The 22,982-nt window shown below is 71.8% G+C and carries 24 protein-coding genes; 8 read left to right on the forward strand and 16 right to left on the reverse strand.

Features of this window, described 5'->3' with window-relative positions; all coding sequences use genetic code 11:
* The first annotated feature begins 131 nt into the window (after positions 1-131).
* The gene (locus ACSUPT_RS05965) at positions 132-1,967 is read left to right on the forward strand and encodes an endonuclease/exonuclease/phosphatase family protein (protein ID WP_436943613.1); all 1,836 of its coding nucleotides are present in this window, start codon (positions 132-134) and stop codon (positions 1,965-1,967) included.
* Positions 1,968-2,007: 40 nt separating this feature from the next.
* Here the strand turns inward: ACSUPT_RS05965 and ACSUPT_RS05970 are convergent, their stop codons facing one another.
* The 4 genes from ACSUPT_RS05970 to ACSUPT_RS05985 form a co-directional block, all read right to left on the reverse strand.
* Positions 2,008-2,820 (reverse strand): antibiotic biosynthesis monooxygenase, encoded by an 813-nt coding sequence (locus ACSUPT_RS05970; protein WP_436943615.1) that lies wholly within the window; start codon positions 2,818-2,820, stop codon positions 2,008-2,010.
* A gap of 108 nt (positions 2,821-2,928) precedes the next feature.
* Positions 2,929-3,237 carry a DUF4235 domain-containing protein gene (locus tag ACSUPT_RS05975; protein ID WP_351965432.1) on the reverse strand — a complete coding sequence of 103 codons (309 nt, stop codon included), beginning with the start codon at positions 3,235-3,237 and terminating at the stop codon, positions 2,929-2,931.
* Positions 3,237-3,746 (reverse strand): hypothetical protein, encoded by a 510-nt coding sequence (locus tag ACSUPT_RS05980; protein WP_351965431.1) that lies wholly within the window; start codon positions 3,744-3,746, stop codon positions 3,237-3,239. Before ACSUPT_RS05980 ends, ACSUPT_RS05975 begins: the two co-directional genes overlap by 1 nt.
* Complete coding sequence (locus ACSUPT_RS05985) at positions 3,743-4,141, reverse strand: phage holin family protein (protein ID WP_351965430.1); 399 nt, start codon at positions 4,139-4,141, stop codon at positions 3,743-3,745. The genes ACSUPT_RS05980 and ACSUPT_RS05985 overlap by 4 nt, the downstream gene beginning before the upstream one ends.
* Positions 4,142-4,286: 145 nt before the next feature.
* Here ACSUPT_RS05985 and dapA point away from each other — a divergent pair, with 145 nt between their 5' ends.
* Positions 4,287-5,177, forward strand: a complete 891-nt coding sequence (gene dapA / locus ACSUPT_RS05990; protein ID WP_436943616.1) for a 4-hydroxy-tetrahydrodipicolinate synthase — start codon at positions 4,287-4,289, stop codon at positions 5,175-5,177.
* On the opposite strand, the gene ACSUPT_RS05995 is transcribed toward dapA, so the two are convergent.
* On the reverse strand, positions 5,167-5,373 hold the full coding sequence (locus tag ACSUPT_RS05995; protein WP_351965428.1) for a hypothetical protein: 207 nt from the start codon (positions 5,371-5,373) through the stop codon (positions 5,167-5,169). The genes dapA and ACSUPT_RS05995 overlap by 11 nt on opposite strands.
* Positions 5,374-5,633: 260 nt before the next feature.
* Entirely contained in the window at positions 5,634-6,617 is a 984-nt protein-coding gene (gene dapD / locus ACSUPT_RS06000) for a 2,3,4,5-tetrahydropyridine-2,6-dicarboxylate N-succinyltransferase (protein WP_351965427.1), read from the reverse strand.
* A gap of 286 nt (positions 6,618-6,903) precedes the next feature.
* On the opposite strand from dapD, the gene ACSUPT_RS06005 reads away from it, so the two are divergent.
* Entirely contained in the window at positions 6,904-7,944 is a 1,041-nt protein-coding gene (locus tag ACSUPT_RS06005) for a hypothetical protein (protein ID WP_436943617.1), read from the forward strand.
* A gap of 98 nt (positions 7,945-8,042) precedes the next feature.
* Here the strand turns inward: ACSUPT_RS06005 and ACSUPT_RS06010 are convergent, their stop codons facing one another.
* The 8 genes from ACSUPT_RS06010 to ACSUPT_RS06045 form a co-directional block, all read right to left on the reverse strand.
* Complete coding sequence (locus ACSUPT_RS06010) at positions 8,043-8,381, reverse strand: metal-sulfur cluster assembly factor (RefSeq protein ID WP_023589266.1); 339 nt, start codon at positions 8,379-8,381, stop codon at positions 8,043-8,045.
* Entirely contained in the window at positions 8,378-8,851 is a 474-nt protein-coding gene (gene sufU / locus ACSUPT_RS06015) for a Fe-S cluster assembly sulfur transfer protein SufU (protein ID WP_351965425.1), read from the reverse strand. The genes ACSUPT_RS06010 and sufU overlap by 4 nt, the downstream gene beginning before the upstream one ends.
* A 97-nt stretch (positions 8,852-8,948) precedes the next feature.
* On the reverse strand, positions 8,949-10,205 hold the full coding sequence (locus ACSUPT_RS06020; protein ID WP_351965424.1) for a cysteine desulfurase: 1,257 nt from the start codon (positions 10,203-10,205) through the stop codon (positions 8,949-8,951).
* Entirely contained in the window at positions 10,202-10,966 is a 765-nt protein-coding gene (sufC, locus tag ACSUPT_RS06025) for a Fe-S cluster assembly ATPase SufC (protein WP_351965423.1), read from the reverse strand. Before sufC ends, ACSUPT_RS06020 begins: the two co-directional genes overlap by 4 nt.
* A gap of 7 nt (positions 10,967-10,973) precedes the next feature.
* The gene (locus tag ACSUPT_RS06030; RefSeq protein WP_351965422.1) at positions 10,974-11,291 is read right to left on the reverse strand and encodes a bifunctional 3-phenylpropionate/cinnamic acid dioxygenase ferredoxin subunit; all 318 of its coding nucleotides are present in this window, start codon (positions 11,289-11,291) and stop codon (positions 10,974-10,976) included.
* Positions 11,291-12,466: a Fe-S cluster assembly protein SufD gene (gene sufD, locus ACSUPT_RS06035; protein ID WP_351965421.1), complete on the reverse strand. Its 1,176-nt coding sequence runs from the start codon at positions 12,464-12,466 to the stop codon at positions 11,291-11,293. The genes ACSUPT_RS06030 and sufD overlap by 1 nt, the downstream gene beginning before the upstream one ends.
* A 63-nt stretch (positions 12,467-12,529) precedes the next feature.
* Positions 12,530-13,945, reverse strand: coding sequence for a Fe-S cluster assembly protein SufB (sufB, locus tag ACSUPT_RS06040; RefSeq protein WP_351965420.1), 1,416 nt, complete (start codon positions 13,943-13,945; stop codon positions 12,530-12,532).
* Positions 13,942-14,694, reverse strand: a complete 753-nt coding sequence (locus ACSUPT_RS06045) for a helix-turn-helix transcriptional regulator (protein ID WP_351965419.1) — start codon at positions 14,692-14,694, stop codon at positions 13,942-13,944. Before ACSUPT_RS06045 ends, sufB begins: the two co-directional genes overlap by 4 nt.
* 238 nt (positions 14,695-14,932) lie before the next feature.
* On the opposite strand from ACSUPT_RS06045, the gene ACSUPT_RS06050 reads away from it, so the two are divergent.
* From ACSUPT_RS06050 to ACSUPT_RS06060, 3 genes are all read left to right on the forward strand, one after another.
* On the forward strand, positions 14,933-15,859 hold the full coding sequence (locus ACSUPT_RS06050; protein ID WP_351965418.1) for an ABC transporter ATP-binding protein: 927 nt from the start codon (positions 14,933-14,935) through the stop codon (positions 15,857-15,859).
* Entirely contained in the window at positions 15,856-16,623 is a 768-nt protein-coding gene (locus ACSUPT_RS06055; protein WP_436943619.1) for an ABC transporter permease, read from the forward strand. Before ACSUPT_RS06050 ends, ACSUPT_RS06055 begins: the two co-directional genes overlap by 4 nt.
* A gap of 106 nt (positions 16,624-16,729) precedes the next feature.
* Complete coding sequence (locus tag ACSUPT_RS06060; RefSeq protein WP_361657939.1) at positions 16,730-17,692, forward strand: COX15/CtaA family protein; 963 nt, start codon at positions 16,730-16,732, stop codon at positions 17,690-17,692.
* A 250-nt stretch (positions 17,693-17,942) separates the two neighbouring features.
* Here ACSUPT_RS06060 and ACSUPT_RS06065 read toward each other — a convergent pair whose 3' ends face one another.
* Both ACSUPT_RS06065 and ACSUPT_RS06070 read right to left on the reverse strand, forming a co-directional pair.
* Positions 17,943-18,266 (reverse strand): hypothetical protein, encoded by a 324-nt coding sequence (locus tag ACSUPT_RS06065; RefSeq protein WP_351965415.1) that lies wholly within the window; start codon positions 18,264-18,266, stop codon positions 17,943-17,945.
* 97 nt (positions 18,267-18,363) lie between these two features.
* Positions 18,364-19,338, reverse strand: coding sequence for a heme o synthase (locus tag ACSUPT_RS06070; RefSeq protein WP_399217412.1), 975 nt, complete (start codon positions 19,336-19,338; stop codon positions 18,364-18,366).
* A gap of 400 nt (positions 19,339-19,738) precedes the next feature.
* Here ACSUPT_RS06070 and tkt point away from each other — a divergent pair, with 400 nt between their 5' ends.
* Positions 19,739-21,826 carry a transketolase gene (tkt, locus tag ACSUPT_RS06075; RefSeq protein WP_361657935.1) on the forward strand — a complete coding sequence of 696 codons (2,088 nt, stop codon included), beginning with the start codon at positions 19,739-19,741 and terminating at the stop codon, positions 21,824-21,826.
* A 35-nt stretch (positions 21,827-21,861) separates the two neighbouring features.
* Entirely contained in the window at positions 21,862-22,980 is a 1,119-nt protein-coding gene (tal, locus tag ACSUPT_RS06080) for a transaldolase (RefSeq protein ID WP_351965412.1), read from the forward strand.
* Positions 22,981-22,982 lie beyond the last annotated feature (2 nt).

A 22,982-nucleotide genomic window follows, 5' to 3' on the forward strand; every position in this document is an offset into this window, starting at 1 on the left:
CCGGGGCGTCCACCCGGAACCCCTTGACAAGTGCCCCGCTCACCCAAGAGATTGACGCGCGTAGAGCGGCGACCACACCTTTTCGGCCACTCCACACACCCTCACCTCCCACCATCCCTTGGAGTCCCTTCATGGCTTCCTCCCTGCCGAGAACCGCCGCGGTCTCGGCGGTCGTCACCGCCGCCATCGCCGCCGGGCTGCTCGCCGGCGCCTCCACCTCGGCGGCGGACACGACCGACATCGTCCGCATCCACGACATCCAGGGCTCCACGCGCATATCCCCGCTCGCCGGCCAGCGCGTGACGGACGTCACGGGCGTCGTCACCGGCGTGCGCACCTACGGCTCGCGCGGTTTCTGGTTCCAGGACCCGCAGGCGGACGGCGATCCGGCGACCAGCGAGGGCGTCTTCGTCTTCACCAGCTCCAAGCCGACCGTCTCCGTCGGCGACGCCGTCAAGGTGTCGGGCACGGTCACCGAGTACGTTCCGGGCGGTCTGAACTCCGGCAACCAGTCGCTCACGCAGATCTCGAAGCCGACCGTCACCGTCGTCTCCTCCGGCAACCCGGTGCCCGCCCCGGTGACCGTCACCGCCGAGTCCGTCCCGGACGCGTACACCCCCGAGGGCGACCCGGCCAAGGACGGCTCCGTCAACCACCTGCCGCTGCGGCCCGGTTCGTACGCCCTGGACTACTACGAGTCGCTGGAGGGCGCCAACATCCGCATCGGCACCTCCCGTGTCGTCGGCCCCAGCACCGAGCACGCCGAGCTGTGGGTGACCGTCAAGCCCGACGAGAACCCGGGCCGCCGCGGCGGCACGGTCTACGGCTCGTACACCTCGCAGAACTCCGGCCGCCTCAAGGTGCAGTCGCTCGTCCCGCTCGCCGAGCAGCCGTTCCCGACCGCGAACGTCGGGGATGTGCTGACCGGTGAGACCGAGGGCCCGCTGGACTTCAACCAGTACGGCGGCTACACCCTCACCGCCCGCACGATGGGCACGGTCGAGGACCGCGGCCTGAAGCGCGAGAAGACCCGCCCGCAGCACATCAGCGAGCTCGCCGTCGCCACGTACAACGTGGAGAACCTGGACCCGACGGACCCGCAGGAGAAGTTCGACGCGCTGGCGAAGGCCGTCGTGGAGAACCTGGCGTTGCCCGACATCGTCGCCCTGGAGGAGATCCAGGACAACAACGGCGCCAAGAACGACGGCACGGTCGCCGCCGACGAGACGCTGAAGAAGTTCACGGACGCGATCGTCGCCGCGGGCGGCCCCGCGTACGAGTGGCGCTCCGTCGACCCGGAGAACAATAAGGACGGCGGCGAGCCCGGCGGCAACATCCGCCAGGTGTTCCTCTTCAACCCCGAGCGCGTGTCGTTCACCGACCGGGCGGGCGGCGACGCCACGACCGCGACCGGTGTCGTCAAGGAGCGCGGCAAGGCGGCGCTGACCGCCTCCCCCGGCCGGATCGCCCCGGCGGACGCCGCCTGGGAGAACAGCCGCAAGCCGCTGGCCGGCGAGTTCGTCTTCCGCGGCCGCCCGGTGATCGTCGTCGCGAACCACTTCGGCTCCAAGGGCGGCGACGAGCCGATCGTCGGCCACCGCCAGCCGCCGAACCGTTCCTCCGAGGTGAAGCGGATCCAGCAGGCGAAGGTCGTCAACGCCTTCGTCAAGGACGTCCTCGCGGTGCAGCGCAACGCCGACGTCGTGGTCCTCGGCGACATCAACGACTTCGAGTTCTCCGACACGACGAAGGCCCTCACCGACGGCGGCGCCCTGCGCGCGGCCGTCACGAGCCTGCCGCGCGCGGAGCGCTACTCGTACGTCTTCCAGGGCAACAGCCAGGTGCTGGACCAGATCCTGACCAGCCCCGGCATCCGCCACTTCGAGTACGACAGCGTGCACATCAACGCGGAGTTCGCGGACCAGAACAGCGACCACGACCCGCAGGTGCTGCGCTTCCGCCCGTAAGCGCGGCGGAGGACCCGGCCGAGGAAACGGTACGGCGCCGCTACGCGTCCGGGGCGAGGCTGAGCCCGGGCGCGTAGCGGCGCACCGTGCTGCGCACCAGCCCCGGGTACGTCCGCACCGCGCGCCACCGCGCGGCCGGCGCCCCGGTGCCGCCGCCCGTCGCGTCCGGGGCCTCCAGGTCCGCGTCGCCGCTCTCCCACGCGGTGTGGGCGCCGGCGCTCTCCCACTCGGCGTAGTTGAGGACGCGGGTGCCGTCGAGGCCGAGGTGGAAGCGGGCCGAGATGCCACCCGGCGCCGGGTCGCCGGCGAGCGCCGCCAGGACCGCGTCCGCCCAGGCGCGCTGCCGGGCCGGGTCGGGCCCGTCGAACTCCACGTCCACCGTGACGACGCACCCCGGCACCCGCGCGCCGCCCTCCGCCCCGGGCCCGGTCCCGCGGTACGGCTCGTACGAGTGGAGGGCGACCCGCTCGATGCCGGGCACCGCAGCGTCGATCTCCGCGTTGCGCTCGGCGCGTTCGGTGCGCACGAGCTCCTGGTAGTCCTCCTCGGAGCGCCACTGGGAGTAGTGCAGCAGCGTGTCGCCGTCCTCGCCGATGTGGACGGTGTACGACAGGAGCCCCTCGGTGGGCCAGGGCCTCTTCTGCCAGGTGCGGGCGATGGCGTCGACGGCCGCCCGCTGCCGCTCGGGGGTGCCGACGCGCCAGGTGCTCGCCTTGACGAGGCCGACGCCGGGCCGGGAGAGGTCGGGCCGGGCATGGGGCCGGACGTACGGGCCCACGAGGTGCCGGCCCGGCTCGTGCGGGCTCGGGGCGTGCGGGCTCGGGGTCTGCGGGTGCGTGCGGTGCGCGGTCATGGGTCGCCTCCTCGGACGGGTGCCCGGCCGGACCCCCGTGGTCCGGCCGGGCACACCCATCCTGGAAGCTCAAGCGAACTCGAGGTCAAGCCTCGTCGGGGCCGGCGCTCAGGAGCCACCCGGCCAGGTGCCGGTGAGCCGCCGCACCCCGATGGCGCCGCCCCGGTCCACGGCGGCCCGCACGGCGGCGAAGATCGCGCCCTGGAGCGCGGAGGCGATGAGGATCTCGCGCCAGGTGCGGTCCTCGTCCAGCGCGTCGGGCGCGTCGCTGCCCCGGCCGACGGCCTTCCACGCCTGGGTGAACAGGGCGCTCGCGGCGGCACCGCTCACGATGCCGACGAGCAGCCCGAAGGGGCGGTACAGGAGACTGGTCTTCCGCTTGGAACCGGGCCTGGGCCTCGGCGGCTTGCGCGCCATCACTTGCCCCCTCCGAACCGGAGCCGCCCGAGCCCGCCCCCGGACCGGAGCCGCCCGAGAGCCGTCTTCCCGCCGCCGCGCCGGGACCATCCGCCCCGGCCGGTCTTCCCGTGCCCGAACACGCTGCCGGGGAAGCCGCCACCGGCACGCCGCCGCCCACCCGCACCGGGCCGCGTCCGCGTCCGGGTCGCCGCGAGCCCACCGGGCCGGGCGGCGGCGGCCCGGCCCCGCCGGACCCGTACGGCGGAGGCGGACATGGCGCCCTGCCGCACACCGGCACCCGCACCGGCCGCGGCGGGCATCCGCGTACGGGCGCGGGCACGGTTCGTCAGCACGGCGCCGAGCGCGGCCAGCGCCACGCCGCCCGCCGACGCGGCGACCAGCGGGCGGCGGTCCATGCGGGCGGCGCGCGCCCGCAGATCGGTCTTCGCCATCAACTGGTCGATCGTCTCGACCAGCTCCTGCCGTTTGCGCGCCGCTTCCAGGCGCAGTTCATCCGGCCGTGTCATCGATGGACCCTCTCCTTGATCTCGTCGAGGTCGGAGCGCACGCCGTCGATGGCCCGCTCGGGCAGCGGCGGCACGGCGCGCCGCATCTGCGCGCGTCCGGCGAGGCCCAGGACGGCGGCGATGAGGAACAGCACACCGGTCACGATCAGGGCGGCGGCCCACACCTCCAGAACCAGGGCGAGCAGCGCCACACACGTCCCGGCCAGGGCCATCAGGCCGACGTAGGCGACGGCGGTGGCGCCGCCGATCAGCCCGCCGCCCACTCCGGCCCGTTTGCCCTTCTGCGCGAGTTCGGCCTGCGCGGTGCGCAGTTCGGCCTTCACCAGGTCGGTGAGCTGCTCCGAGGCGCGCTTGACCAGCTCGCCGACCGAGGGTTCCGCGGTTCGGTACGCCACGGCGGTCGCCTCCCTCCTTGTGTGCGTACGGGAGTCCTCCGAGTACCCGGACGTACCCCCGCCACACCACGCTTAAGCAGCACTTCACACACCCACGGAGAAGAACTAAGTAGACCTAAGAAATAGGAGCCGGAAGACTGCGTGCATGATCGACGACACGACGACACCCCGCCCCTTCGGCCGCGCCCTGTGCGCGATGGTCACGCCGTTCACCCGGACCGGCGCCGCCCTCGACCTGGACCGGGCGGCCGAGCTGGCGGCGGACCTGGTGGCGCGCGGCTGCGACGGGCTGGTCCTGAACGGCACGACCGGGGAGTCCCCGACCACCTCGGACGCGGAGAAGCGGGAGCTGATCACCGCCGTACGGGCGGCCGTCGGCGCCTCGGTGCCGCTCGTGGCGGGGGTCGGCACGGCGGACACGGCGCACTCGGTGGAGCTGGCGCGGCAGGCGGAGGCCGCGGGCGCGGACGGCCTGCTGGTGGTCCCTCCGTACTACAGCCGCCCGCCGCAGGCCGCCGTCGAGGCCCACCTCCGGCGGGTCGCGGACGCGACGGGCCTGCCGGTGATGCTGTACGACATCCCGGGCCGGACGGGCACGCGGATCGAGCCGGACACGATGGTGCGGCTGGCGGAGCACCCGCGGATCGTGGCGGTGAAGGACTGCGCGTACGACGTGCTGGGCACCACGAAGGTCCTCGCCCGTACGGCACTGGCGTTCTACTCGGGCTGCGAGGAGCTGAACCTGCCGCTGTACGCGCTGGGCGGCGCGGGCTGCGTCAGTACGGTCGCGAACGTGGCCCCGGCCGAGGTCAGGGCCGTACTGGACGCCTTCGACGCGGGCGAAACGGCGGAGGCGGCCCGGCTGAACCGGCGGCTGCTGCCGCTGACGGAGCTGATGATGGCGTCGGGCCTGCCGGGCGCGGTGACGGCGAAGGCCCTGCTGGACGCGGGCCCCGTCCGCGAACCGCTGCAGCCCGCGGGCCGCGGGGCGGCCGACGGGCTGCGAGCGGCGTACGAGGAGCTGGTCAGCCGGTGATGATGTTGCGCCCGAGGACCGCCACGTGCTCCAGCACGTCTTCCATCGGGTCGTCGATCTGACCGGCGTTGATCAACGCGACCCGCGGCCCGTTGTGGGCGTGGCTGTTGGTCTCGTCGGCGTGGGCGGTGCCGGCGGCGAACACCCCCGCCACCGCGAGCAGTCCCACGAGCACTACGGTCCTGGTGATCTTCATCTGGGTTCCTCGCCTTGCCGTTCGATGTGACCCTGCGTCTCCCTGTCCATCGCCCGAACGGCCCAGAGGTCACGCCCCTTCACCCTCGCGTGCGGCGTGTCGCGTTGCCCCTGACGCCCGCGGGCCCCGAGGGCCATGCCGCTTCGCCTGCGGGCAGGGCGCCGGCGAACGGCCGCCCGCGCCCGTCCGGAGCCGCCCGCACGCGAGCGCCCCTCCCCGGCCGCGAGGCGGGAAGGGGCGCTCGTCGCGCCACGGGGATCTCAGTTGTGGCTGTGCAGGATGTCGTTCAGGCCGCCCCACACCGCGTTGTTCGGGCGGGCCTCCACGGTGCCGGTGACCGAGTTGCGGCGGAAGAGGATGTTCGACGCGCCCGACAGCTCGCGGGCCTTCACGATCTGGCCGTCGGGCATCGTGACGCGCGTACCGGCGGTGATGTACAGGCCCGCCTCGACCACGCACTCGTCGCCCAGGGCGATGCCCACGCCCGCCTCGGCGCCGATGAGGCAGCGCTCGCCGACGGAGATCACGACGTTGCCGCCGCCGGACAGGGTGCCCATGGTGGACGCGCCGCCGCCGATGTCGGAGCCGTCGCCGATGACGACGCCCGCCGAGATGCGGCCCTCGACCATGGACGTGCCGAGCGTGCCCGCGTTGAAGTTGACGAAGCCCTCGTGCATGACGGTCGTGCCGGCCGCGAGGTGCGCGCCCAGCCGGACGCGGTCGGCGTCGGCGATGCGGACGCCCTTCGGGACGACGTAGTCCGTCATGCGCGGGAACTTGTCGACGCCCGTCACCTGGAGGTGCAGGCCCTCGGCGCGCGCGTTGAGGCGGACCTTCTCGATGTCGTCCACGGCGACCGGGCCGAGCGAGGTCCACGCGACGTTGGCCAGCAAGCCGAAGATGCCGTCGAGGTTCTGGCCGTGAGGCTTGACGAGCCGGTGGCTGAGCAGGTGGAGCCGCAGGTAGGCGTCGTGCGCGTCGAGCGGCTTGTCGTCCAGGGAGGCGATCACCGTGCGTACGGCGACGACCTCGACGCCGCGCCGGGCGTCCGTGCCGACGGCCTTGGCGGCGCCCTCGCCGAGGAGGCTGACGGCCTGGTCGGAGGTGAGCCGCTCGGTCCCGGCGGGCCCGGCCTCCGCGACCAGCTCGGGGGCGGGGAACCAGGTGTCGAGAACGGTGCCGTCACCGGCGATGGTGGCGAGGCCGGCGGCCACGGCTCCGGTGGTACGAGGTGCAGAAGTCATGCCCCGAACCTAACCGTCCGGACGCCCCCCGTGCGAACCGGTCCCACCCCGTGAGCCGCCTCCCGGGACGCGCCCCGCGGCCCCACCCGCACCCGCGCTCCCGCCCCTGCCGTGCTCCCGCTACCGTGTCCCGGTCCGCCACCCGGACGCCGAAGGCGTCGGCGGGCGGACAGGGGACCAAGGGGAGGGGACACGGATGACACACCACACGGGGCCCGGCATACCGCCCGGCGCCGGCCGACACCCGTACGTAGCCCGGGGGGCGCCGCGTCCGCCCAGGCCGGGCGTGATCCCGCTCGGCCCGCTGGGGGTGGGGGACGTCCTCGGCGGCGCGTTTGCCACCTACCGCCGCGCGTGGCGGCAGCTGATGGGCATGTCGCTGCTGGTCTTCGGCGTCCTCGCGCTGCTCGCCGGGGCGGCGCTGCTCATCGGCGCCGGGAGCGTCCTCGACTTCCTCGACGAGCCCCCGGAGGAGATCACGCCGGCGAGCGCCGAGGAGATGCTGATGTCGCTGCTCATCGGCCTCGGCGTCATCTGGCTGGTGGCCATGTGCGCGCTGCTGCTGGGCACGAGCGTGATCCAGGCCGTGTGCGCGGCCGTGCTGCGCGGCGCGGTGCTGGGGCGGTCGCTGCCGTTCGGCACCGTGTGGCGCGAGACGTGGTCGCGGGTGTGGGCCGTCATCGGCGTCAATCTGCTCGTGTCGCTGGTGACCGTGCTCCCGGCGTTCGTGCTGGTCTACGCGGGCTGGCTCGGGCTGACGGGCTCGGCCCTGTTCGCGGCGGCGGACGGGCAGCGGCTTTGGGACCTGCCCGGCTGGCTGGTCCCCGTGGGGCTGCTGGGCGGCCTCGCCTGGGGGGTGCTGGGCGCCTGGTTCTGGGTGCGGTGCAGCCTCGCCCCGGCGGCGGCGGTCTTCGAGGGCCTCGGCCCGGTCACCGCGCTGCGCCGCTCGGCCCGGCTGGTGCGGGGCGACTGGTGGCGGGTCTTCGGCATCACCCTGCTGGCGGCGGTCATCGCCATACTCGCCGCGTGGGTCGTGCAGCTCCCGTTCCAGATCCTGGGACTGGTGCCGTCGGCGGTACTGACGGCGGGAGGGCCGGACGACGGCACGTCCTCCGGGTCCCTCATGGCCGGGCTGGTCGCCGCGGTGCTGATCGGCCTGCTCGGCGCGCTGGTCTCGCAGACGGTGACGTCGGCGTTCACCCCGCTGGTGCAGACCCTGCTGTACGTGGACCGGCGCATCCGTACGGAGAACCTGGCGCCCACGCTGGCCGAGGCCGCCGCCCGCCCGTCCTGGCCCCCGTACGGCTCCCCGGCCCGCCGCTGGTAGGCGCCCGTACGCAAAGGAACGGCCATGCCCGCGCGGGGCATGGCCGTTCCCGTACCGCGCGGGCCCCGGCGGATCGCCGGGGCCCGCGTCGTGGAGGCTCAGACGTTGAAGCCGAGCGCGCGCAGCTGCTCGCGCCCATCGTCCGTGATCTTGTCCGGGCCCCACGGCGGCATCCAGACCCAGTTGATCTTCAGCTCGTTGACGATGCCGTCCGTCGCCGCCTTCGCCTGGTCCTCGATCACGTCGGTCAGCGGGCAGGCCGCCGACGTCAGCGTCATGTCCAGCGTGGCGACATTGGAGTCGTCCACGTGGATGCCGTAGATCAGGCCCAGGTTGACGACGTCGATGCCCAGCTCGGGGTCGACCACGTCGTACAGCGCCTCCCGGATCTCCTCCTCGGAGGCGGGCTTCACCGTTGCCGTCTCGTTCTCGCTCATGCCGTCTTCCTATCCGCGTTCGCGGGCTCCTCGCCCAGGGCCTGGGCGGTCGCGTCCTTCCACGCCATCCAGCTCAACAGCGCGCACTTCACCCGGGCCGGGTACTTGGAGACGCCGGCGAACGCGACCGCGTCCTCCAGCACCTCCTCCATCGCGTCGTCGGGCTCGATCCGGCCCTTGGACTGCATCAGCTCCAGGAACGTCTCCTGGACCCGCTGCGCCTCCTGGAGCTCCTTGCCGACCAGGAGCTCGTTCAGTACGGAGGCGGAGGCCTGGCTGATGGAGCAGCCCTGCCCCTCGTACGAGACGTCCGCGATGCGGGAGCCGTCGTACTTCACGCGGAGCGTGATCTCGTCACCGCACGTCGGGTTGACGTGGTGCACCTCGGCGTCACCCGGCCGCAAGCCCCGCCCGTGCGGGTTCTTGTAGTGGTCCAGGATGACGTCCTGGTACATCGAATCAAGCTTCACAGCGATTAACCTCGCGTCCCGTCGGTCGCCGCACCGTGTGTCCACCGGGGGTCCCGGGCAGGTCCCCCGCGAAAGCACAGCACGAGTCGTCAGTCCCTCATCCGAAGAAGTTGCGGACGTGCTCCAGGCCGTCCACCAGGGCGTCGACCTCGGCGGGCGTGGAGTACAGATAGAACGACGCTCGCGTGGTCGCGGGAATTCCGTACCGGAGGCAGACGGGCCGCGCGCAGTGGTGGCCGACGCGGACCGCGATTCCCTGCTCGTCGAGGACCTGGCCCACGTCGTGGGGGTGGATGTCGCCGAGTGTGAAGGAGATCGCCGCGCCGCGGTCCTCGGCCGTGGTGGGGCCGATGATCCGCAGGTCGGGGACCTCCCGCAGGCGCTGGATCGCGTACTCGGTGAGCGCGTGCTCATGAGCGGCGATCTTGTCCATGCCGATCGCGGACAGGTAGTCCACCGCCGCGCCGAGCCCGACGGCCTGCGCGATCGGCGGGGTGCCCGCCTCGAACTTGTGGGGCGCGGGGGCGTACGTGGACGAGCTCATCGAGACGGTCTCGATCATCTCGCCGCCGCCGAGGAACGGCGGGAGGTCCTCCAGCAGCTCCTGGCGGCCCCACAGCACGCCGATGCCGGTCGGGCCGCACATCTTGTGGCCGGTGAAGGCGACGAAGTCGGCCTGGAGGGCCTGCACGTCCAGCGTCATGTGCGGCGCGGCCTGCGACGCGTCGATGAGGACGAGCGCGCCGACCTCCTGGGCGCGGCGCACGATCGCCTCGACCGGGTTGAACGTGCCGAGGATGTTGGAGACCAGCACGAAGGAGACGATCTTCGTCTTCGGGGTGATGACCTCGTCGATCCGGGAGAGGTCGAGCCGGCCGTCGTCGGTCAGCCCGAACCACTTCAGCTTCGCGCCGGTGCGCTGCGCGAGCAGCTGCCACGGGACGATGTTGGAGTGGTGCTCCATCTCCGTGATGACGATCTCGGTGTCGGCGTCGACGCGGTAGGGCTCGTCGGCCCAGCCGAGCATGTTCGCGACGAGGTTCAGCGACTCCGAGGCGTTCTTGGTGAAGATCACCTCGTTGCGGCTGGGCGCGTTGATGAAGGCGGCCACCTTGTCGCGGGCGCCTTCGTACAGCTCCGTGGCCTCCTCGGCGAGGACGTGCACACCACGGTGGACGTTGGCGTTGTGGCGCTCGTAGTACTCGCTGAGCACGTCGATCACCTGGCGCGGCGTCTGGGACGTCGCCGCGTTGTCCAGGTAGACGAGCTTCTTGCCGTCGTGGAGGACACGGTCCAGGATCGGGAAGTCCTTGCGGATCGCCTCAGCGTCGAGGAGGCCCGGCAGCTGTGTCACGCGGATACGCCACCCTTCGTGTATGCCTCGTAGCCCTCGGCCTCCAGCTTGTCGGCCAGCTCGGGGCCGCCCGACTCGACGATCTTGCCGCCGGCGAAGACGTGGACGTGGTCGGGCTTGATGTAGCGCAGGATGCGCGTGTAGTGGGTGATCAGCAGGGTGCCGACCTCGCCGGTCTCGCGGACGCGGTTGACGCCCTCGGAGACGATGCGCAGGGCGTCCACGTCGAGGCCGGAGTCCGTCTCGTCGAGGATCGCGATCTTCGGCTTGAGCAGCTCGAGCTGGAGGATCTCGTGGCGCTTCTTCTCACCGCCGGAGAAGCCCTCGTTCACGTTCCGCTCGGCGAACGCGGGGTCCATGTTGAGGCGCTCCATGGCCTCGCGGACCTCCTTCACCCAGGTGCGCAGCTTGGGGGCCTCGCCGCGGACGGCGGTGGCAGAGGTGCGCAGGAAGTTGGAGACGGAGACGCCCGGGACCTCGACCGGGTACTGCATGGCGAGGAAGACGCCGGCGCGGGCGCGCTCGTCCACGGACATCTCCAGGACGTCCTCGCCGTCGAGGGTGACGGTGCCGCCGGTGATCGTGTACTTCGGGTGGCCGGCGAGCGAGTAGGCGAGGGTGGACTTGCCGGAGCCGTTGGGGCCCATGATGGCGTGGGTCTCGCCCTGCTTCACGGTCAGGTCGACGCCCTTGAGGATTTCCTTCGTGCCGTTCTCGACCTCGACGGTGACGTGCAGGTCGCGGATTTCAAGCGTTGCCATGGGTGACTCAGGACTCCTGGGTGACGGAGACGAGCACATCGTCCCCTTCGATCTTTACGGGGTATACGGGGACGGGGCGCGTCGCGGGAAGGCCGGACGGCTTGCCGGTACGGAGGTCGAAGCTGGAGCCGTGCAGCCAGCACTCGATGGCGCAGTCCTCGACCTCGCCCTCCGAGAGGGACACGTTCGCGTGCGAGCAGATGTCGTGGATCGCGAACACCTCCCCCTCGGTGCGGACGACGGAGACCGGCGTGCCGTCGATCTCCACCCGCTTCGGGGTGTCCTCCGTCAGCTCGCTCAGGCCACAGACGCGGACGAAGGCCATCAGACGGACGCCTCCAGCTCCGCCTCGATCTTCTCGATGAGCCGCGCCTCGACGTCGGGCAGGCCGATCTGCTGGACGAGCTCGGCGAAGAAGCCGCGGACGACGAGGCGGCGCGCCTCGGTCTCCGGGATGCCGCGGGCCATCAGGTAGAACAGCTGCTCGTCGTCGAAGCGGCCGGTCGCGGAGGCGTGGCCGGCACCGGCGATCTCACCGGTCTCGATCTCCAGGTTCGGCACCGAGTCGACCCGGGCGCCGTCGGTGAGGACGAGGTTCCGGTTCATCTCGTAGGTGTCGGTGCCCTCGGCGGCGGCCTGGATGAGGACGTCGCCGATCCACACGGCGTGCGCCGACTCGCCCTGGAGGGCGCCCTTGTAGACGACGTTCGACGTGCAGTGCGGGGTGTTGTGGTCGACCAGGAGGCGGTGCTCCTGGTGCTGGCCGGCGTCGGTGAAGTACAGGCCGAACAGCTCCGCCGCGCCGCCCGTCCCGGCGTACGCGACGCGCGGGTGGATGCGGACGAGGTCGCCGCCGAAGGTGACGACGACGGACTTGAAGGAGGCGTCGCGGCCGACCAGCGCGTTGTGCTGCGCCACGTGGACGGCCTTGTCGTCCCAGTCCTGGACGGAGACCACGGTCAGCTTGGCGCCGTCGCCGAGGACGTAGTCGACGTTGGCCGCGAGGACGGCGTCGCCGGTGTGGTCGATGACCACGACGGCCTCGGCGAACGCGCCGAGCTCGACCACGAGGTGGCCGAAGGAGGTGCCGCCCTGCCCGTGCACGGCGATGCGGACGGGCTCGGTGAGCACGGCCTCCTTGGGCACGGTGACGACCGTGGCCTTCTCGAACGAGGAGTACGCCTGGGCGGCGACCCGGTCGACCGGCGTGCCGGCCTTGCCGAGCCGCGCGTCGTCGCGGCCGACCGCCTCGACGGTGACGGCGTCGGGCGCGGTGACGTCGACGCGTACCCCTTCACCGGTGGCGGCGGCGGTGCCGTCGTGCAGTCCGCGCAGACGCTCCAGCGGCGTGAACCGCCACTCCTCCTCGCGGCCGTGCGGGACGGGGAAGTCCGCGACGTCGAAGGACGGGGGGGCGCTCATGCGGGTGGCGACGGTCGACTCGGCCGCCACCGCGATGGAGCCGGCGGTGGTCGAACCCACCGGGATGTTCTCAGCCATGGCTGTCGTGGTTTCTCTTCCTACGTGCGTACGTCGTCAAGTCGTGCGGGGGGCGGTGCGGCGTCAGCCGACCGCGCCCTCCATCTGCAGCTCGATCAGCCGGTTGAGCTCCAGGGCGTACTCCATCGGCAGCTCCTTGGCGATCGGCTCGACGAAGCCGCGCACGATCATCGCCATGGCCTCGTCCTCGGAGAGGCCGCGGCTCATCAGGTAGAAGAGCTGGTCCTCCGAGACCTTGGAGACCGTGGCCTCGTGGCCCATGGAGACGTCGTCCTCGCGCACGTCGACGTACGGGTACGTGTCGGAGCGGGAGATCGTGTCGACCAGGAGCGCGTCGCACAGGACGTTGGACTTGGAGCCCGGGGCGCCCTCGCCGATCTCGATGAGGCCGCGGTAGGAGGTGCGGCCGCCGCCTCGCGCCACCGACTTGGAGACGATGTTGGAGGAGGTGTTCGGCGCCATGTGGACCATCTTGGCGCCGGCGTCCTGGTGCTGGCCCTCGCCGGCGAAGGCGATCGACAGGGTCTCGCCCTTGGCGTGCTCGCCCATCAGGTAGACGGCCGGGTACTTCATGGTGACCTTGGAGCCGATGTTGCCGTCGACCCACTCCATGGTCGCGCCCTCGTAGGCCACGGCTCGCTTGGTGACCAGGTTGTAGACGTTGTTCGACCAGTTCTGGATGGTCGTGTAGCGGCAGCGGGCGCCCTTCTTGACGATGATCTCCACGACGGCGCTGTGCAGCGAGTCGGAGGAGTAGATCGGCGCGGTGCAGCCCTCGACGTAGTGGACGTAGGCGTCCTCGTCGACGATGATCAGCGTCCGCTCGAACTGGCCCATGTTCTCCGTGTTGATGCGGAAGTAGGCCTGGAGCGGGATGTCGACGTGCACGCCCTTCGGCACGTAGATGAAGGAGCCGCCGGACCACACGGCCGTGTTCAGCGAGGCGAACTTGTTGTCGCCGACCGGGATGACCGTGCCGAAGTACTCCTGGAAGAGCTCCGGGTGCTCCTTGAGCGCGGTGTCCGTGTCGAGGAAGATCACGCCCTGGGACTCCAGGTCCTCGCGGATCTGGTGGTAGACGACCTCGGACTCGTACTGGGCCGCGACACCGGCGACGAGGCGCTGCTTCTCCGCCTCGGGGATGCCGAGCTTGTCGTACGTGTTCTTGATGTCCTCCGGCAGGTCCTCCCAGGACTCGGCCTGCTTCTCGGTGGACCGGACGAAGTACTTGATGTTGTCGAAGTCGATGCCGGAGAGGTCCGAGCCCCAGGTCGGCATGGGCTTCTTCTCGAACAGGCGCAGACCCTTCAGCCGCAGCTTCAGCATCCACTCGGGCTCGTTCTTCTTCGCGGAGATGTCGCGGACGACGTCCTCGTTCAGACCGCGCTTGGCGGCGGCACCGGCCGCGTCCGGGTCGGCCCAGCCATATTCGTACCGACCCAGGCCCTCGAGCTCGGGGTGGCTGATCTCGGTGGTCATGCGGGGTTCCTCCCGGCCGTGCTTGCGGATGGTGATGAAGGGGTCTTGGGGTGTTTCGGATCGCTGTGCGGAATGAACGTCGTGCAGACCCCGTCGCCGTGCGCGATGGTGGCCAGGCGCTGGACGTGCGTCCCGAGCAGTCGGGAGAAGATCTCCGTCTCCGCCTCGCAGAGCTGCGGGTAGCGCTCCGCGACGTGGGCGACCGGGCAGTGGTGCTGGCACAGCTGCTGCCCGACCTGCCCCACCGGCGCCTCGCGTGCCGTCGCAGCGTACCCGTCGGCGCTCAGCGCCTTGGCCAGGGCCTCGGCACGCCGCTGGGGCGGGGCGGACTCGACGGCCGCGCGGTACGCCTCCGCCTGCGCCTCGACCCGGTCGCGGGCGAAGGCCGCGACGGCGGCCTCTCCCCCGGCGTTCTGCTCGATCCAGCGCAGGGCGTCGACCGCGAGGCTGTCGTACGACTGGTCGAAGGCGTCCCGGCCGCAGTCGGTCAGCGCGAAGACCTTGGCGGGGCGGCCCCGGGTGCGGGCGCCGTAGACGCGCTGTTCGCGCGGGGCGACCACGCCGTCCGCGACGAGCGCGTCGAGGTGCCGGCGCACGGCGGCCTGGGTGAGGCCGAGCCGCTGGGCGAGTTCCGCGACGGTGGACGGACCGTGGTCCAGGATGGACCGCGCGACCCGGTTGCGGGTGGACCGCTCCCCGGTCGCGAGCTCCTCTCCGGAGGCCGTGGGAGTCTCACCGACGTTTTTCACAACGCCATTGTTGCGTAATTCCGGAGAGGGTGACAAGCCGCACCCTCCCGACCCGCCGGTGCCGTGCGTCACTTAGGGAAACCTAACCTGACCTGCGGAAACGATCACCCGCCCGTCCGGGCCCGGCGCCCTGACCGGGGCCTTCCGCCCGGCGCGGGGCCCGCCACAAGGGCCCACGGACGGCCGGTGGCGGGCCCGCGGCCCGGGGGCGCGCCGCGGCTGCCTAGACTTGGCTGCCATGCGAAACGAGTCCGCCGTCCGGGTACGGGGCCTGGTCAAGCGGTACGGGAACAAGACCGCGGTGGACGGGCTCGACCTCGACGTCCGCACCGGCACCGTCACCGCCGTCCTCGGTCCCAACGGGGCCGGCAAGACCACCACCGTGGAGACCTGCGAGGGGTACCGCAGGCCCGACGCGGGCACCGTCCGCGTCCTCGGCCTCGACCCGGTCGCCGACGCGGCGCGGCTGCGGCCCCGCATCGGCGTGATGCTCCAGTCCGGCGGCGTCTACTCGGGCGCCCGCGCCGACGAGATGCTGCGCCACATGGCGAAGCTGCACGCCCACCCGCTCGACGTGGACGCCCTGATCGAGCGCCTGGGCCTCGGCTCCTGCGGCCGCACGGCCTACCGGCGGCTGTCGGGCGGGCAGCAGCAGCGGCTCGCCCTCGCGATGGCCGTGGTCGGGCGGCCCGAGCTGGTCTTCCTGGACGAGCCGACCGCCGGCCTCGACCCGCAGGCCCGCCGCTCCACCTGGGACCTGGTGCGCGAGCTGCGCGCCGACGGGGTGACCGTGGTCCTCACCACCCACTTCATGGACGAGGCCGAGCAGCTCGCCGACGACGTGGCGATCGTCGACGCCGGGCGGGTCGTCGCCCAGGACAGCCCCGAGCGGCTGTGCCGGGGCGGCGCGGAGAACTCGCTGCGCTTCACCGGCCGCCCCGGCCTCGACCTGGGCTCCCTGCTGAAGGCGCTGCCCGACGGCACGGCCGCCGCCGAGACCGCCCCCGGCGCGTACCGGATCACCGGCGCCGTCGACCCGCAGCTCCTCGCCACGGTCACCAGCTGGTGCGCCCAGAACGGGGTGATGCCCGACGGCATCGCGGTCGAGCGCCACACGCTGGAGGACGTCTTCCTGGAGCTGACCGGCAAGGAGCTGCGCGGATGAACAGCGGTACGTACACCCCGCGGCCGGGCGCCGCGCCGGTCGGGCGGATGATCGCCGCGCAGGCCGCGCTGGAGACCCGGATGCTGCTGCGCAACGGCGAGCAGCTGCTGCTCACCGTGGTCATCCCGTCACTGCTGCTGGTGCTGTTCTCGACCGTCGACATCGTCGACACGGGCAGCGGAGAGGCCGTGGACTTCCTCGCGCCGGGCGTCCTCGCGCTCGCCGTGATGTCCACCGCGTTCACCGGGCAGGCCATCGCCACGGGCTTCGAACGGCGGTACGGGGTGCTCAAGCGCCTCGGCGCGTCACCGCTCCCCCGCTGGGCGCTGATGGCCGCCAAGACGCTGGCCGTGCTGGTCACCGAGGTCCTCCAGGTGCTGCTGCTGACCGCCATCGCCCTGGCGCTGGGCTGGTCGCCGCAGGGCAGCCCGGCCGCGGTCCTCCTGCTGCTGGTCGCCGGCACCGCCGCGTTCTCCGGGCTCGGGCTGCTGATGGCCGGCACGCTCAAGGCCGAGGCGACCCTGGCGGCGGCGAACCTGGTGTTCCTGCTGTTGCTCGTGGGCGGCGGGGTCGTCGTACCGCTGGACCGGTTCCCGGACGCGGCGCGGGCGGCGCTGGAGTGGCTGCCGATCTCGGCGCTCTCCGGCGGCCTGCGGGACGTGCTCCAGCACGGGGCGGGGATCCCGTGGGGGCAGCTGGGCGTGCTGGCCGCGTGGGCGGCGGCGGGGCTCGGCGCGGCGGCGCGGTTCTTCCGCTGGGAGTAGGAGCGGCTGCCGGGGCCGCGCACGGGCGTCCGCCCGTACCGCCCGCGAGCGCCCTTGGCGCACCCCCTCGTGAAAGCGTGCACAAGCGGCGACCTACGATAGGTCCGTGTTGACCCCTCTCGCCTTCATTGCCCAGCGCTGGACGCCGTCGCCCCGGACGCTCCGGCGGGCCGCGCTCAGCGCGGTCGTCATGACCGTCGTCATCATCGTCACGGGCGGCGCGGTCCGGCTGACCGGCTCGGGCCTCGGCTGCGACACCTGGCCCAAGTGCACCGACGACAGTCTGTTCGCCACGCCCGAGCAGGGCATCCACGGCGCCATCGAGTTCGGCAACCGGATGCTGACGTACGTCCTGTCGGCGGCCGTCGGCTGGGCGATCGTCGCGGCCCGATCGACCAAGCCGTGGCGCCGCGGGCTGACCCGGCTGGGCTGGGCGCAGTTCTGGATCGTCGCGAGCAACGCGGTGCTCGGCGGGATCACCGTCTGGATGGGGCTGAACCCGTGGACGGTGGCGGGCCACTTCATCGCCGCGAACGCGCTGCTGACCGTCGCGGTGATCACGTGGGTGCGCACCGGCGAGGGCGACACGCCGCCGCGGCCGCGCGTCCCCGGCCCGGTGCGCAAGCTCGGGTGGGCGCTGGTCGCCCTGTCGGCGGTGCTGATCGTGGCGGGCACGGGGGTGACCGGCAGCGGCAAGCACGCGGGTGACAGCAGCGACGTGCCGCGCATGCCGTTCGACTACGAGACGGCCGCGCAGGTGCACGCCGCGTTCGCGTGGATCGTGTGCGTCGGCGCGGTCGCGATGTTCTTCGTGCTGCGGGTGGTCGACGCCCCCGACGACGTGCGGGCCCGCGCCCGCGACCTGCTGCTGGTGCTGCTGCTCCAGGGCGGTATCGGCTATGTGCAGTACTTCACCGGAGTGCCCGAGGTCCTGGTGGGCCTCCACATGCTCGGCTCGGCGCTGCTGTGGGTGGCCGTGCTGCGCCTGCTGCTGAGCCTGCGCGAGCGGCCGCTGCCGGTGGCGCCGGTGCCGGCGCAGTCGGGTGACGCGGCGCTGACGGCGGCCTGAGGGGCCTGCGGAGCAGGAGTACGGCAGACGCCCGGGGCGTCACCGGGACGGGTGAACCGTCGCGGTGACGCCCCGGGCGTCTTCCTGTGCCCGGCGGGTGCGCGGCGGACCTGGCGGTGCCGGTCGGCGCCTCACGCATCAGGGGGCGTCCTCCCAGGGCGGGGCACCGGTTGTGCCTACCCGTTCTGCCCCGGCGGAACGACTGCCCACAACCGGTTCAGCCCGGTCTCTCGGGCCAGGGCCCCGCGCCTCACTTGGCGGTGTCGCCGCCGATCTGGATGCCGGCCATGCGGCTCCACTCGTACGGGCCCGTGCGGACCTTGGCGGCGAGCTCGCCGTCGAACGCGTCGTGCAGGGTGAGGCCGGCCTTCTCGGCGGCGCCCCGCGCGATGTCCTGGTTCGGGGCGACGAGGTCGCCCCAGCCGCCGTCCTCGCCGACGAGCACGATCCGGGTGCCGGCCTGCCCTGTGTAGGCGAGCTGGCCCTCGGCGCCGCCGTGCTTCGCGGCGAACGCCTGGATCTGCTTGGCGAGCTTCGCCGCCGTGCGCTCTGCCTGCTTGGTGGTGTCTGCCATGGACAGGATGCTACTGCCGGGTAGATCAACGTGCGACGGGCGGGCCACGTGGCCTTGGCCACGCGACCCGCCCGTCAGGCGGTCGGTCCTGGTGCGGTCAGCCGATGAAGGGGTCCACGGCGACCGCCACGAAGAGCAGCGACACATAGGTGATGGACCAGTGGAAGAGGCGCATCTCCTTCAGCTTGGCCCCGGTCACGCCGGTCCTGGCGCGGTGCTGGAGGGCGTGCGCCTCCCACAGCCACCAGCCGCCGGTGGCCAGTGCCACGGCCGTGTAGAACCAGCCGGTGTAGCCGAGCGGCTGGAGCAGCAGGGAGACGAGGACCATGACCCAGCTGTAGGCGACGATCTGCCGGGCGACGACCTTGTTGGAGGCGATGACCGGCAGCATCGGCACGCCGACGCGGGCGTAGTCCTCCTTCACCTTCATGGACAGCGGCCAGTAGTGCGGCGGCGTCCAGAAGAAGATGACGAGGAAGAGGATGACCGCGGCCCACGACATGGAGTTCGTGACCGACGACCAGCCGATGAGGACCGGCATGCAGCCGGCGATGCCGCCCCACACGATGTTCTGCGCCGTGCGGCGCTTGAGGATCATCGTGTAGACGACCACGTAGAAGAGGAGCGCGCCGAGGGCGAGCCACGCCGACAGCCAGTTGACGAACAGGCCGAACCAGAGCGTGGACACGACGCCGAGCGCCAGACCGAAGACCAGGCCCTCGCGGGGCGAGACCATGCCGGTGACGAGGGGACGCCGCGATGTGCGCTCCATGAGCGCGTCGATGTCCCGGTCGATGTACATGTTCAGCGCGTTGGCGCCGCCCGCCGACAGATAGCCGGCGAAACACGTGTGGAGTACCAGCACGAGATCCGGTACGCCCTGTTCGGCGAGGAACATGACCGGAACCGTGGTGATCAGCAGCAGCTCGATGATCCGCGGCTTGGTCAGCGCCACGAACGCCTTGGCGCGGGCCCCGAACGACCGATGGACTTGGCTCGTGCCGGGTACACCCTCCCCCAGAGCCTTGAGGGCCTGGGAAGTGCCCCCAGGACGGGATTCGACGGCCGTCACGCACACCCCTGACAGAGACATCCCTGCGAGCCCGCCCCTTGACGTGATGGGCCGGTGAAGACTCGCGCGTACCACGCCACTGTAGACGTTGCCCATACCTCGCCCTTCGCGGGGGTGGGTCGTGTTCACCCGGCCCGGCCGGGCACCCGCGGGAAAGGGGGCGCAGACGGGCGGCGCCCCCACTCGGACGAGCGCTCCGATGAGCGCCGTTCCACCGCCGGGGGCACGGATGAGCGATCGGATGAGCGGCCTCGTATACAGGTGGTGCACGGGGGCGGCCGCAGGTGGCGGAACCCGGTTGTGAGCCGGAAAATCGGGCCTGGTGACGGGATAGGCTCGGCAGCGGCCGGTGCACCGACGTCATCGGCCTGCGACATGTGGAGAGGAGCCCTGACCGAGGGTGAGCACCAAGCCGACCACCACAGACCTCGAATGGACCGCACTGGACCAGCGTGCCGTCGACACCGCCCGTGTCCTGGCCGCGGACGCCGTACAGAAGGTCGGCAACGGCCATCCTGGTACGGCGATGAGCCTGGCCCCCGCGGCGTACACGCTCTTCCAGAAGGTGATGCGCCACGACCCCGCGGACCCGGACTGGGCCGGACGCGACCGCTTCGTGCTGTCCGCGGGCCACTCCTCGCTGACGCTCTACACCCAGCTGTACCTGGCCGGGTTCGGCCTGGAGCTGGACGACCTGAAGGCCTTCCGCACCTGGGGCTCGAAGACGCCGGGCCACCCGGAGTACGGCCACACCAAGGGTGTGGAGACCACGACCGGCCCGCTGGGCCAGGGTGTCGCCAACGCCGTGGGCATGGCGATGGCCGCCCGCTACGAGCGCGGCCTGTTCGACCCCGAGGCGGCGCCCGGCACCTCGCCGTTCGACCACTTCGTGTACGTCATCGCCGGTGACGGCTGCCTCCAGGAGGGCATCGCCGCCGAGGCGTCCTCGATGGCCGGTCACCAGCGGCTCGGCAACCTGATCATGCTGTGGGACGACAACCACATCTCGATCGAGGGCGACACCGAGACCGCCGTCTCCGAGGACACCCTCAAGCGCTACGAGGCGTACGGCTGGCACGTCCAGCGCGTCGAGCAGCAGGAGAACGGCGACCTCGACCCGGCCGCCCTGTACGCGGCGATCCAGGCGGCGAAGGCGGAGACCGGCCGCCCGTCGTTCATCGCGATGCGCTCGATCATCGCCTGGCCGGCCCCGAACGCGCAGAACACCGAGGCGTCCCACGGCTCGGCGCTGGGCGACGAGGAGGTCGCGGCCACCAAGCGCGTCCTGGGCTTCGACCCGGAGAAGACGTTCGAGGTGTCCGACGAGGTCATCGCGCACACCCGCAAGGCCCTGGACCGGGGCCGCGAGGCCCGCGCCGCCTGGGAGAAGGACCTCGAGGCGTGGCGCGCGGCCAACCCGGAGCGCGCCGCCGAGTTCGACCGGATCTCCGCGGGCGAGCTGCCCAAGGGCTGGGAGGAGAAGCTCCCGGTCTTCGAGGCGGGCAAGGGCGTCGCCACGCGCGCCGCGTCCGGCAAGGTCCTCCAGGCGCTCGGCGCGGTCATCCCCGAGCTGTGGGGCGGCTCCGCGGACCTGGCCGGCTCGAACAACACGACGATCGACAAGACGTCGTCGTTCCTGCCGGAGGGCAACCCGCTGCCGGAGGCCGACCCGTACGGCCGCACCATCCACTTCGGTATCCGCGAGCACGCGATGGCCGCCGAGATGAACGGCATCGCCCTGCACGGCAACACGCGGATCTTCGGCGGCACCTTCCTGGTGTTCTCCGACTACATGCGCAACGCGGTGCGGCTGTCGGCGCTGATGCACCTGCCGGTGACGTACGTGTGGACGCACGACTCGATCGGCCTCGGCGAGGACGGCCCGACCCACCAGCCGGTGGAGCACCTGGCGTCGCTGCGCGCGATCCCGGGTCTGAACGTGGTCCGCCCGGCCGACGCCAACGAGACGGCCATCGCCTGGCGCGAGATCCTCAGGCGCTGGACGAAGGAGTTCGGCAAGGGCGCCCCGCACGGTCTGGCGCTGACCCGCCAGGGCGTGCCGACCTACGAGTGGAACGAGGGCGCGGCCAAGGGCGGCTACGTACTCCTGGACGCCGAGGGCGGCGAGCCGCAGGCCGTGCTGATCGCCACGGGCTCCGAGGTGCACCTGGCCGTGGAGGCGCGCGAGCAGCTCCAGGCGGCGGGCGTGCCGACGCGGGTCGTGTCGATGCCGTGCGTCGAGTGGTTCGAGGAGCAGGAGCAGGGGTACCGGGACTCGGTGCTGCCGCCGTCGGTGAAGGCGCGGGTGGCGGTGGAGGCCGGTATCGGGCTGACCTGGCACCGGTACGTGGGTGACGCGGGCCGGATCGTGTCGCTGGAGCACTTCGGTGCCTCCGCGGACGGCAAGCTGCTCTTCCGGGAGTACGGCTTCACCCCGGAGGCCATCGCCGCCGCCGCGCGGGAATCGATCGCGGCCGCGACGCGCTGACGCCAACACAAGCACTAGTAGGAGATGCAATCCTCATGACAGACGCACTCAAGCGCCTCTCCGACGAAGGCGTCGCGATCTGGCTCGACGACCTGTCCCGCAAGCGGATCACCTCCGGCAACCTCGCCGAGCTGATCGACGAGCAGCACGTGGTGGGTGTCACCACCAACCCGTCGATCTTCCAGAAGGCGATCTCCGAGGGCCACGGCTACGACGTGCAGCTCGCCGACCTCGCGGCCCGCAAGGTGACCGTCGAGGAGGCCATCCGCATGATCACGACGGCGGACGTCCGGGACGCCGCCGACATCCTCCGCCCGGTCTTCGACGCGACGCAGGGCCAGGACGGCCGGGTGTCGATCGAGGTGGACCCGCGGCTCGCGCACGACACGCGGGCGACGGTCGCCGAGGCGAAGCAGCTGGCGTGGCTGGTGGACCGGCCCAACACCCTCATCAAGATCCCGGCCACCCAGGCGGGTCTCCCGGCGATCACGGAGACGATCGGCCTGGGCATCAGCGTCAACGTCACGCTGATCTTCTCGCTGGAGCGCTACCGCGCCGTCATGGACGCGTACCTCGCCGGTCTGGAGAAGGCCAAGGAGCGCGGCCTGGACCTGTCGAAGATCCATTCGGTGGCGTCGTTCTTCGTCTCCCGGGTGGACACCGAGATCGACAAGCGGCTGGACGGCATCGGCACGCCGGAGGCAAAGGAGCTGCGCGGCAAGGCGGCCCTGGCCAACGCGCGCCTCGCCTACCAGGCGTACGAGGAGGTCTTCAGCTCCGACCGCTGGGCGGCGCTGGACCGGGCGCAGGCCAACAAGCAGCGTCCGCTGTGGGCGTCGACCGGTGTGAAGGACCCCGCGTACAAGGACACGCTGTACGTGGACGAGCTGGTCGCGCCGGGCACGGTGAACACCATGCCGGAGGCGACGCTGGAGGCCACCGCCGCGCGCGGTGACATCCGGGGCAACACGGTGTCCGGCACGTACGAGCAGGCCCGTGCGGACCTGGACGCGCTGGAGAAGCTGGGCATCTCGTACGACGAGGTGGTGCAGCTGCTCGAGGACGAGGGCGTGAGCAAGTTCGAGGCGTCCTGGAGCGACCTGCTGGCGTCGACCGAGGCGGAGCTCAAGCGCCTCGCCCCCGCGGAGGCGTAGAC

It is taken from the genome of Streptomyces sp. SudanB25_2051, from assembly GCF_964272635.1.
Classification (GTDB): domain Bacteria; phylum Actinomycetota; class Actinomycetes; order Streptomycetales; family Streptomycetaceae; genus Streptomyces.